General features: G+C 43.6%; 6 protein-coding genes. 5 read left to right on the top strand and 1 reads right to left on the bottom strand.

What is annotated here, in order from left to right; genetic code table 11:
• Positions 1-249 precede the first annotated feature (249 nt).
• The 5 genes from QUA44_RS14225 to QUA44_RS14245 all read left to right on the top strand — a co-directional run bounded on the left by QUA44_RS14225 (position 250) and on the right by QUA44_RS14245 (position 10,786).
• A complete protein-coding gene (locus QUA44_RS14225) occupies positions 250-7,875 on the top strand; it encodes a S8 family serine peptidase (RefSeq protein WP_333251970.1) in 7,626 nt (2,541 codons plus the stop codon).
• Positions 7,876-7,957: 82 nt separating this feature from the next.
• Positions 7,958-8,707: a peptidylprolyl isomerase gene (locus QUA44_RS14230; protein ID WP_333251971.1), complete on the top strand. Its 750-nt coding sequence runs from the start codon at positions 7,958-7,960 to the stop codon at positions 8,705-8,707.
• Between the two features lie 205 nt (positions 8,708-8,912).
• Complete coding sequence (locus tag QUA44_RS14235; RefSeq protein ID WP_333251972.1) at positions 8,913-10,127, top strand: glutathione S-transferase family protein; 1,215 nt, start codon at positions 8,913-8,915, stop codon at positions 10,125-10,127.
• A 111-nt stretch (positions 10,128-10,238) separates the two neighbouring features.
• A complete protein-coding gene (locus QUA44_RS14240; RefSeq protein ID WP_333251973.1) occupies positions 10,239-10,469 on the top strand; it encodes a ribbon-helix-helix domain-containing protein in 231 nt (76 codons plus the stop codon).
• The gene (locus QUA44_RS14245) at positions 10,424-10,786 is read left to right on the top strand and encodes a type II toxin-antitoxin system PemK/MazF family toxin (protein WP_333251974.1); all 363 of its coding nucleotides are present in this window, start codon (positions 10,424-10,426) and stop codon (positions 10,784-10,786) included. The genes QUA44_RS14240 and QUA44_RS14245 overlap by 46 nt, the downstream gene beginning before the upstream one ends.
• Positions 10,787-11,016: 230 nt before the next feature.
• Here QUA44_RS14245 and QUA44_RS14250 read toward each other — a convergent pair whose 3' ends face one another.
• On the bottom strand, positions 11,017-12,081 hold the full coding sequence (locus QUA44_RS14250) for a hypothetical protein (RefSeq protein ID WP_333251975.1): 1,065 nt from the start codon (positions 12,079-12,081) through the stop codon (positions 11,017-11,019).
• Positions 12,082-12,263 lie beyond the last annotated feature (182 nt).

The raw sequence follows: 12,263 nt of genomic DNA on the forward strand, positions 1-12,263 counted from the left end.
TCACAGACGCGATCGGCGCATCAGTGTTATTACTGAACAAGATAGATTTAACCAGCCAAGTTCACACTTAAGAGTAATAGCTATCAAAAGGGTGCATATCTAATCCAGTTTCGTTATCAGGTAGTAATGGGCATTGCAAGAGCTGCTTAATTTTATTGCCATGCTTAAAAATTTACTTTTTGAAATTCAGGCAACGATAAATCCACTAAAACCACCCATTCAACGTAGATAAATCAGAGGGTCTTTACCGTGAGCGAATTAATTAATTACAACGCTACGCTTAACCTGGAAAATGAAAAAAGCAACCTAGATGCAGTAATAGGATCGACAAATCCACTCGTACCAGCATCAGATAAAATAAACAGTGGTCACTCTGTTATTAATTCAGTTATTGCTAACGATTCAGCGACTAACAAAGATATATCACCAACTATTTTAGACTTAAAAATCGAGGAAATTAACAATGTAATTTTGCCCGTATCTAGCACCACCCAAACAATTATTTTTTCAACTGATGTAACCTCTAAATCTAGTACATCCGATACAAGAATCGATACCCTAACAGGCTTAAAACTAAACGAAGCGGTAATAGATAATTCAAAACCGGACTCATTAACGAATCCTTCTGCTTCTCAAAGCCAAACACTTAACAATACGGAACAGCCAAAAGAAAACGTTACGCCAGCAACAAGTGAATCTAAGACGCCCGACACTTCCATTACTTCAACTGAAAATAAAACGATCGCTGGTGCGATCGAGAAACCATCAGTTTCCGTTGAGGAAACTTCCCCTGTCACAGATAAAGCAGCGGTAACTTCTGAGAGTGAAGATCAAGCGATCACACCGCTTGACACTGGAGCAACCACACCAGTATCGTCAGAAAAGCCAGTTGTGACAACCGAGTCTTCAGCTAGCGTCACGGGGGATGCAGGAGCGATCGTATCCGATACTTCTACTCCCAAAAATCCCGATTCAGGAGTAGTAACCAATAATAATTCAGGAGCGATCGCCTCTGAATTATCAAAATCAGATACCCCCGTCGTCACTGCACCCGCAACATCCGATCCTGCTAAAACTGAAACTGATGTAACTTCTACCAACTCAGAGGCACTCGCACCAGCGATCGAGAAACCATCAGTTTCCGTTGAGGAAACTTCTCCTGTCACAGATAAAGCAGCGGTAACTTCTGAGAGTGAAGATCAAGCGATCGCACCGCTTGACACTGGATCAACCACACCAGTATCGTCCGAAAAGCCAGTTGTGACAACCGAGTCTTCATCTAGCGTCACAGGGGATGAAGGAGCGATCGTATCCGATACTTCTACTCCCAAAAATCCCGATTCAGGAGTAGTAACTAATAATAATTCAGTCGCGATCGCCTCTGAAGTATCAAAATCAGATACTCCCGTTGTCACTACATCTCAAAACTTTACATTTAACATGGGGGTATTTAAAGTTGGTGAAACTGGCAATGTTGGGATTGATTATCTGTTTGACGGAGGTGGATATGAGGGAGAGTTAGGGATTTTTAATCTGGAGGGGATGGAGAAATTAGCTCAAAACTCCGATGCTTTTATTACTGAGGCTGCACGCAGAGCGGTAAGTAATTCTAATTTGGGTTATGTCGTCATTAACGATGCTACTGAAGGAGCCCGATTTAATGGCGATCTCCCTGACGACATCAACCGTAATCAAGGCGAGTATAAAGGCGTTAAAACCTTGACAATGCTTCCAGGGGATACGTTTGCTTTCATCTTAGTTCCTAATCGAGCTAACTTACAGCAAGTTGCAAACAAGTCTGCAACAGGTGATGACGCACGGCCTTTATTTTCCCTGCCAATGGCTAACCCAAATGGTAGCTTTATGACTGGGCAAATTGCCGATGTCACGGGTATAGGAAATACCTTTGTCATGGAAGATTTGCGGGTAGACAAGCCAGGTACAGATAGCGACTACAATGACATTATCTTCCAGGTGCGGGGTGCGACGGGGAGCGCAGTCAGTATAGATAGCGTCATCGATCTCAAGAAAGATTGGCGTCCAACTAACTTGGGTAAAGCGTTGACTGAGTATGCTAAACCTTACGTAACACCGGAGAATCCCAACGTTGGGGAGTTGGTAACAGATGAGTTGCTAGATAGTGTTTTCGGCAATACAGATAACCAGGTAGATAACGCTAGTAAAACAGGAGCGATCGCCTCTGAAGTATCAAAATCAGACACCCCTGTTGTGACTGCACCCGCAACATCCGATCCTGCTAAAACTGAAACTGAAGTAACTTCTACCAACTCCGATGAGCTCGCGCCCGCGATCGAGAAACCATCAGTTTCCGTTGAGGAAACTTCCCCTGTCACAGATGAAACAGCGGTAACTTCTGAGAGTGAAAATAAAGCGATCGCACCGCTTGACTCTGGATCGACCACACCAGTATCGCCAGAACAGCAAGTTGTGACAACCGAGTCTTCATCTAGCGTCACGGGGGATGCAGGAGCGATCGTATCCGATACTCCAAAAAATCTCGATTCAGCAGTAGTAACCAATAATAATTCAGGAGCGATCGCCTCTGAAGTATCAAAATCAGATACCCCCGTCGTCACTCCAGCCGCCGCAACATCCGATCCTGCTAAAACGGAAACTGATGTAACTTCTACCAACTCCGATGAGCTCACGTCCACAACCCAAAATAATAATTCAGCTTCTAATACCCCGCCAACTTTAGGGGAAACTGTTGCAAATGAGGGTGGGGAGATAGGAGCGATCGCCCCTTCAACTCAAGACAATAACTCGAAATCCACCACACAGCCAACTTTAGGGGAAACTGTTGCAAATGAGGGTGGGGAGATAGGAGCGATCGCGCCCACTTCAGCAGACAGTAATTCAGGCTCCATCCCACAACCAACCGTGGTAGAAAATTCAGCTAGTAAGGATGAGGGAAAAGGGCCGATCGCCTCCCCTGCACAAGTAACAATTACAGAGTCAGTTGTTACACCCCAAACCGTCGTTAACGAGTGGCTAGAACAAGCAAACTCCCAAATGACCAAATTAGAAGCAAGTGGAGAGCAAGAGTTACAAAGTCTTCAAAATGAACTGAGTGATGCGGGGAACTCTATCTACAATCAAGTTCCCGATATCGGGAGCAATCTATCGAGTAATGGAAACTACATGAATGCTTGGGTAGATTATCTAGGCAATCAAATTTCCAGCAGTGGAGATTCTATGAATGCTTGGACGAACTATTTACAAGGAGAAGTCTCTTCTATCGATAGCTCTACATACAACCAAGCTTGGGATATCTGGCAAAATCTCTCCAGCAACACGGACTACATAAATGCCTGGGATAACTACCTCAACAATGAAATATCGGGTAGCGGACAGTATATGTACGACTGGGCAGCATACACGGCAAATGAAATCAATCGCGTTTCCGACTGGATGTATGGATGGACGAACCATAACTGGAACGAGATCGTCCGGATTGAAAACTGGATGATCGATCGTACCAACCATGTTGTAGATGAATTTAATCAATATGGTGTAGGAGATGCAGCATGGAACGAGTATGATGCCCTCAGCAACTACAGCGACTCTCTAGTGAATAATGCTGTAATCGATTATAACAATAATGCCACGGACAGAAATACAAGCTTAAATAATGCTTCCCGCAACTACCGGGCGTGGAATGACTATCGAGTTGAAGTCGTGGACAATGCTTGGAGTGAGTATAACAGCTTTGATTCCTACACGGATGCCGTTATCAGCAATGCTTGGAACGACTACCGCGATTTGGATAACTACCGAGTTGGGATGATAAATGATGCTTGGAGTCAATATAACAGCATGAATGATTATCAAACTGGGGTAATCAACGATGCTTGGAATCAATACTACGCTCTGGATAACTATACTGATGCTGTTATGGCAGATGCTTGGACTCATTATCAAGAGCAAGACAGCACTCGCCAGCAGGTTATGAGTGACGCTTGGAATCAGTATAGCGCAATTACTAATTCTTGGAATGATTCTGTTGACGATACTCAAGCTCAAATTGATGTTTGGGCAAAAATCGCCACCTTTGAAAATCGTTGGTACAACACCCCCGATAATGCAAAATCCGGTTTGCCACTCATTGGCGTTATTGACACGGGTTTTAGTGCCGAAAATCCAGACATTGACTACTCGCGCATTACACTGGGTAAAGATTTAGTTGGTGGTGACGAAAACCCCTTGCTGGATTCTGGGGAATGGTGGCGAAACGATCACGGTACTAAAATCCTAGAGATTATTGGTGCGACTCGTAAAAACAACATTGGGATTGATGGCATCAATGATAAGTCACCGATTTGGCTAGGAGGTGCTGTTGATTCAAACGATTGGGCACAGTCATTGATTGAGTTTGTTGATACTGCCAAAGCATCAAGACAACCAAATTCTGTAGTTAACCTCAGCTTCGACCTAACTCAGACTTTACCTGATGGTATTGTTGTCACGCGCCACGAATTGACTGCTTTAGAAAGAGCGGCTCTAACTTATGCCCAGCAGAATAATGTGTTAGTTGTTGCCGCAACAGGAAATCAGAACGATCTCATGTCTGCTCTAAGTCAAGCAACTAAAGAGTTTGACAATATTCTGGTTGCGGGTGCTGCTGAAGGTTGGCAACGGGCAGATTATTCCAGCTATGGGGAAATTGATTATTCCAACTACGGCAAGGGTGTTGACATCTTGGCACAGGGAACTGCTAGTAATGGTGCTGTTGGTTCATCGGTAGCAGCAGCTAAAGTTACAGGTGCAGCATCTTTAATTTGGGCTGCGAACCCCAATTTGAACTACACCCAAGTGATGGATATTCTTCGCCGCACGGCGACTGACTTGGATACGCCAGGTTGGGATACTAAAACAGGTTTGGGACTGCTAAATATTGCGGCGGGGGTGCATTTGGCGAAAGCAACTGAACCAGAAACCTACAAGCCTGCTAACTTTGATCTGTTTGAAAATACTCTGAGAACTTATGGCATCCCAGAAGTTTACTGGAAAGACTTCTACAACTTGTACTACTACTACGATCTGGAAGCCAAGATGACAGGTACAGTTTGGAATAGTACAGGCAGTAGTATTGCTACAGAACGAGCCGCTTGGAGTTGGGGAGGTGCTGTTGTAGGTGCAGGAATTGGTGCTGTTTTAGGCGATCCTGTAACAGGTGCAGTAGTTGGAGGATTGTTTGGAAATTCTGGCGGTTCAGGTGGTGGTAGTTCTTCCAACCCCTTCCCGCAGTGGGCAAGAGATTTGACAAACAGCACCTGGCAATCGCTTGACAGTGCGGTGACAGTTCTCGATCAAGTTGCCCAAAAGACTAGCCAAGCGATGCTAAATGCCGATGTTTATCTACAACAGCTCAATAGCAAGTTTGCATCGGAAACGTGGAATGCTGCTAACTACGTTAGAGAAAAACTTGATGATGGCTTGAATGCTGTTGGTAGTGCTGCTACCTCAATAGACGGTGCAGTGAATAACGGCTGGAATAGTTTCGTAAATGCTGCTGACTACGTTAGAAACACAGCAGCAGCAACCTGGAACGCCACCATAGCAACTGCCAATTCAGTGACGGGTTGGGTGACTGATGCCTGGAATGGAACTAACAATGCTGTTCATTCCGTGCAAAAGAGCTTGGAAAAAGGTTGGATTGCTATCAGTAAGGTAGCTGAAGAAGTAGCTAATCGCATTCCCAAGAGCATTGACGACATCAAGAAACAGGGTCAAGAATTTAAGGAGTTATTGGATAAAAATAACCCTGTCAAAAAATTAGCAGATGACCTCGCGGCCAAACTTAAAAGTTCCCTCGACGGTATAGACGTTGGTGCTGTCCTTGATGTCTTAAAGAAAATTCCAGTTGTCGGCACTGTTGTCAATGGCATAGAGGGATTGATTGCCCTGATTGGAGGAGATTGGAAACAGGTTGTCAAGAACGCTATCAATGGAGTGCTAGGTATAATACCCGGTGGCTCTGCTGTTCCAGATACGCTGGTCAATATCCTAGTAGATGTCGGCTGGGGAATTATCAACAAAGACTACAAGACTGCCTTGAAAGATATCCTCAAAGAGCTTGATGTAAAAAACGATGTCGCCAACACCTTTGTAGATGTTGCCTGGGCGATGAAAGATGGCGACTGGAAGGATGTTTTAAGTGCTGGTTTGTCGGGCGCTGGGTTTAATAATGCTGAGAAATTTGTCGATATTGCCTGGGCTATCAAAGATGGTGACTATAAGAAAGCTCTGAGTACGGGTTTATCAACCACTGGATTTGCCAATGCTGACAAATTTGTAGACGTTGCCTGGGCAGTTAAAGATGGCGACTACAAGCAAGCTTTGAGTGCAGGTTTAGAAACGGCTGGTTTGGGTAATGCTGGAACATTTGTGGGGAATGTTTTTGATGCTATTACAGACGATTACTCGCTGCCAGGACAAAGTATAGACCCCGCAGCTATCCCGCAAAAACACAAGTTATACGAATATCTGGCTCGCGGTATTGCCTACGAAGATCCTGAAGTATCTGCTATTGCCGAACCAGCTTTCAACAATAACAGTCTCTTGGGCAATAAACTCGCTGTCGGTGAAGTGCTGAACTCCGGTTACAAAGTTGACAAAGTAATTTCCGATCCCAGCACTGGATTTTATGCCGTAGGTCTTGTTTCAATTGATGGCAGTCAACCACCCGTTCTTGCCGTTCGCGGTACGGCAGGCAGCCCAACGGAACGGCAAGGCATCGCAACGTTAAAAGATGTTTTGGAAGATGCCAATCCTATTAGCATCGGTTACAGTCAATTCCAAGCGAATAAGAATGAGATCGAAGCTTGGTTAGCGGCTCAAAATCAGCAAGGTCGCCGTCCTGATGTTGTGGGTCACAGTTTAGGCGGTGCATTAGCTCAAACAATTGCGGCTGAATTTACAGATAAAGTGGGTCAAACTGTCACCTTTAATTCTCCCGGAATTGATGATTCGATCGCGCTTAAATTTGCCAAGAATAAAGGCAATCCAGAAAATGTAACCCACTACGTCGTATCTGGCGATATAGTCCAAATGGCTGGAGAAGCATTCCTGCCCGGTCAAGCCGTTCTTTCCTCGTACTCTAATCCTTTTGTCTGGAAAAAACACGGACTGGCTGTGCTGAATGGTGTGGAAATTAAGGGCGAACAAAAAGCATCTGGGGTAAAATTCTCTTCTCTTTCTGTTCTCGATTTGAGCAATCCTGCCTTCCAATACAAAGAATTAGATTACACACTGTTCTTGGCCGCATTAGGACTGGTATCGCCCTATGTTTCAACCTCATTAAGTACGCGCGGAACTGCGGAAGCGAATCGAAAAGCGATTGGTGCTTTCTTAAACTCCAACTTCCAAACGATTCAAAGTTGGGTCGATGCTGCTTGGTCTATTAAAGACGGTGATTATCTCAAGGCACTTTCTACTGGCTTTGACGTTGCCAAGTTCCAAGATGGTACAAATTGGATAGATATGGTGCAGTCTGTCAAGGAGGGCGATTATCTCAAAGCACTCTCGACTGGCTTTGACGTTGCCAAGTTCCAAGATGGTAAGAATTGGGTAGACATGGCGTGGAGTTTGCAGCAAGGCGACTACCTAAAAGCGCTTTCTACAGGATTCAAAGTTGCTGGATTCCCGGAAGGTGAACATTTAGCCCAAGCTGCTGTTAACTTAAGAGAAGGTAAGTATTTGGATGCTTTCTTTGAAGGAATGTACATGATTCCCGGTGTCGAGGATTTAGTCAATGCTTTCAAAGCGGTAGGCGATGGCAATTTCAAAGGTGTCGCCAACTCGCTTACCAAAGTGGTTACCAATCCCACGTTGCTCAAGTTGCTAGTTAGCTAGTATCGATGCGGGGCGGGTAAACTACGGATAGTTCTAACCTGCCCTTACAATTTTAACCGCCCTCATTAACCAACAGTTTCTAATGGACATCAACAATTTTTTATCGATCGACAGTGTAACTTTATCTTTAGAACAATCCCTTGACTATCTCCGCACGGCTGGTAAATTATCAACAGTTGTGTTAGAAATTGCCCAGCAGTATCTTGTAGAAAACGAAATAAAAGCTTTAGAAATTCCAGAACCGGAAGCCGATATCGTAGAACAATTTATCCTAGAATTTCGGTTGCAACAGCAATTAACTAGCCCTGAAAGTTTCCAAAAATGGTTATTGACAAATGGGATAAATTATGCTGTGCTTAAACAGCAAGTGATTTTTCGGATCAAACAAGAAAATCTCAAAGAAAAGGTCACAGCATTAAAAGTACAAAAACACTTTGTGCAAAATAAAGAAAATTTGGATCGGGTTGTCCTTTCACGCATTGTCGTACAGCATCCAGAAATTGCTCAAGATTTGAAACCGCAACTAGAACAGGGTGCAGATTTTGCCCAATTAGCTAAACAATACTCCACCGTAGATGATGCTGTAGTAGGTGGGGTAATGGGGCCAGTTATTCGCGCTCAGATGCCAGAAATGGTTCGTAAGGCCACAGAAAATGCACAAGTTGGACAAATTATTGGCCCGCTTCAGATTGAGGGACGCTATTGTTTGTTGAAAGTTGAACAACTGCTACCTGCTTCGTTAGAAGGTGCTTTAAAGCGAGATTTGGAAAATCTTCTGTTTGAGGAATGGTTAAAAGAGAAACTACAAAATATGAATGTCAAGTTGAATTAGATTATTTAATGTGACTTTGATTACATAATCATTCTCGCTATTGGTTGTGACTTTGTATGAGGCGTAATACCCTTCATACAAAGTCAACAGTCTCTTTTAACCGCCGAATCATCAAGGGGGTGGCTAACTTGTGGACGATCGCGACCAAGAAAAGCTATACATTTAGTCTATATTTTGGGGAACCATTATCAGCACTAATTCACCTATGACATCCACCGCCACGATCGCCACCCCCCTTAGCTGGACAGAATTAGAAGCCCTCACAGACTTTGAACTCGATCGCGTCAACGGGCCAACGAACGCCCAAGCCCGCTTGCGCCTCTTTGGTAAAACCGAATCCGATGTGCGAGTCACTCTGTACCGCGATAACCATGCTTGGTGTCCCTACTGCCAAAAAATCTGGCTGTGGCTGGAAGAAAAAGAAATCCCTTACCGTATTGACAAAGTTACTATGTTCTGCTATGGGGAAAAGGAAAGTTGGTACAAGCGGAAAGTGCCGTCGGGAATGCTACCGGCGATCGAACTAGACGGCCGCATTATCACCGAAAGCGATGATATCTTAATCGCCCTAGAACGAGTTTTCGGCCCCTTGGGTTTGGGGATGGAAAACCCGGCAGTAATACCCATGCGGCGGTTAGAGCGACTGCTGTTTAGGGCCTGGTGCTCTTGGCTGTGTTACCCGGCGAGTTCAGCCAAAGTAGAACAGCACAACCGCAACCAATTTATCAGTGTCGTCGCCGAAGTAGAAAAAGCTCTGGCTAGCACCCCTGGGCCTTATTTCCTCGATGAATTTGGCACTGCGGATGTCATCTTTACGCCCTATGTCGAACGGATGAATGCCAGTCTTTACTACTACAAAGGCTACTCGATGCGGGAAGAAAACCCGCGCTTTGGCGACTGGTTTGCGGGGATGGAAAGCCGCCCCACCTATCGCGGCACTCAGAGCGATTTTCACACCCACGTCCACGATTTACCGCCTCAGATGGGCGGGTGTTATGAAAACGGCGAACCTCAGATGCTACTCAATAAAGCCCGCGTGGATAATGGGCCTTGGGCTGGACTGCCGGATGTGATGTATCCAGAACCGGAAACTTCCCGCGCTGAAGCACTTCATCGCGTCATTAAGCACCACCGCAACATCGTTCGAGTCAATCCTGCTGATGACAACTTATTCGATGAGGCTTTGCGTTGTGCTTTAACTTTGATGATGACTGGCGAAGTTTGTACGCCGCCGGCGGGTTCTGATGCGGCTTTGCGGTATTTGCGCGATCGGGTAAATGTGCCCCGCGATATGTCGATTTACGCGGCGAAGCGCTTGAGGGAAGCTTTGGAGGAAACGGCGGCTTTGGTGGGTGATGGCCAGGGTACTCCGATTCTGCTGAAGCATCGGCGAGATCAAGATCCGGCTAATTTTGTGTAGGGGGCGATCGGAATCAGACGGAATCGGCATTGCTGCTGCTCTACTTCATCAGCTTGCTATTTGCTCGATCGATGTGCTACCATTGGTAGTATTAAAAGTGGCATAAATAATATGAAAGTATCTATCTCTTTGCCAGATGAGCTAGTGCGTTACATTGACGAGCGTGTAGAAAATCGCAGTCGGCTAGTTGAGCTTTTATTGCAAGCATGGCGCAAACAACAAGAACAGCAGGCAATGGTAGAAGCCTGTTTATTGCTGGATGAACTGAGCGATAAATTAACCGATGAGGATGAAGCATGGCAGCAAGCAGCGATTACCGACTGGGAAGCATCTGGCTCGTGAATTTCGATCCCTCAGTCGGTACAGAAATCCGCAAGACTCGACCGGCGGTAATTATTTCAGGAACTGCTTTTAATCAACGCAGTAAAGTCACAGTTCTGCCCATCACTTCTGCTGTTCCAAACGAGCATTTACGACCCATTGTTTTGCCAGTAATTCCTTCGACTCTCAATGGTCTGAGTACCGAGAGTTTTATCGTGTGTGTCGATCCGATGACGTTTGATAAACGCAGACTTGTGCGCTGTCTTGGGCAATTGGAGTTGCAACAAATACCAGAAATTCAACGGATTTTGGCTCGATATTTAGAACTTGAAGAGTAGGGCAATGCAAAAGCTGGGGGGTGACAAATATAGCATCAAGTGGCGCAGGATTTCTGGGTTGTTGAAAATTTTTCCTATATTGCCCCCTTTGGCATCGGTATAAGCGGCATAGACAACTGGAATTTTTAGTTTTTATTCGGTGGCAATTGTGCCGATCATTAGTTAATTTATCCTCATATTTGAAGTTTTAAAGTAGGAATTGTTGAAAAGGTTGGTAAGGTATGGAGGGACTATCTAAGCGTTAATTGTTCGTCATATTGCTTATACCAATATTCAACGATATGTAAAGATGCTGTTATTAGCATATCCCAATTATTATCCTCCATATTAATAGACTGAGTTGCTGGTCTAAAATGAACTATAGAATTCCGAATTTTATAAACAAAATCTCCACAATTACCTTCTTCTGTACCATCAAGCAATCTTTTAATTTCTCGCAATAACTTACGAGCTTCTTCCGGGGACTCGTCAATTAGTTTATTAACCGCATCTTTTTCTTTAGGTTTCCAACCCATGTACTTTTCAACATCAGCCGAAAACTTTAAGAGCGAATCTTCGATCTTCAATTCCTTGTGAAAAATTTCTAAATATGATAGGGGAAACAGCATTTCTATACATCTATAAATATCGAGAAATGAATATTTCCAAGAAACAGAAACTAAACTAAATAATAAATTTTCATAAGGTATGTTTTTTGATCCTTCAAAAAAAAGATTTTCAAATTTATCAAATGTTTGACTAGAAAATTTCAAGGCAATTAGTTGGCTATTTTTTAAAGCATAGAAGCCTGATATCCTTATTAAATCTATATCATTTTTTTCGACAAAAGGAGAATTTTCTGGAATTCGATAGACAGAAAATGGTTCAAAAACATTGCTTATTAAAGAATAATTTTCATATTTAATTATTGAGTTTATAGGGTCATCATATAAAATATTCTCGGCAATATCATAAGGATTTGCTTCATGGCTAAGAGGAATTTTAAGTTCAAATAGTAATGCTGTAACTATGCCCGCATTCAGTTCTACAAATTCAATAACTTCATCACTATCAATAGTTTGTTTACTCTGCCAACCGACGGCAACAAAGTATTTCTGGCTATTAAATTCAAATGATGCTGTTTGGAAATTGGGTAAAAGTAACTGCTTGTTTATAATTTTGAGTTTTTGCAACCATTCTTTATCTTTAGTATTTGTCTCAATACATCGTTTATTATTAGAAACAGACACAGCAACTTCACTTTTTTGGACAAATGCAGCTAATACCTCAAATATATATTTGTTAGCGTCTCTCATGCTCCTAGACATAAGTTTTTCAGTAAGCTCTCCAACACGGAGTCATATTGTCAACTTTAAACTTTTCCTCGATTAAGAGTTTAAAAGCTTGCAGAAAGAATTCTCGTAACCGTTCAGGGGGGGTAAAAGAGAAATAGCCCAAAAAGCGGAGAAAATCTGATAAATTAAGTGACATGGAAGAA

Origin of the sequence: Microcoleus sp. N9_A2, assembly GCF_036701775.1 — a bacterium.
Lineage (GTDB): Bacteria > Cyanobacteriota > Cyanobacteriia > Cyanobacteriales > Microcoleaceae > Microcoleus.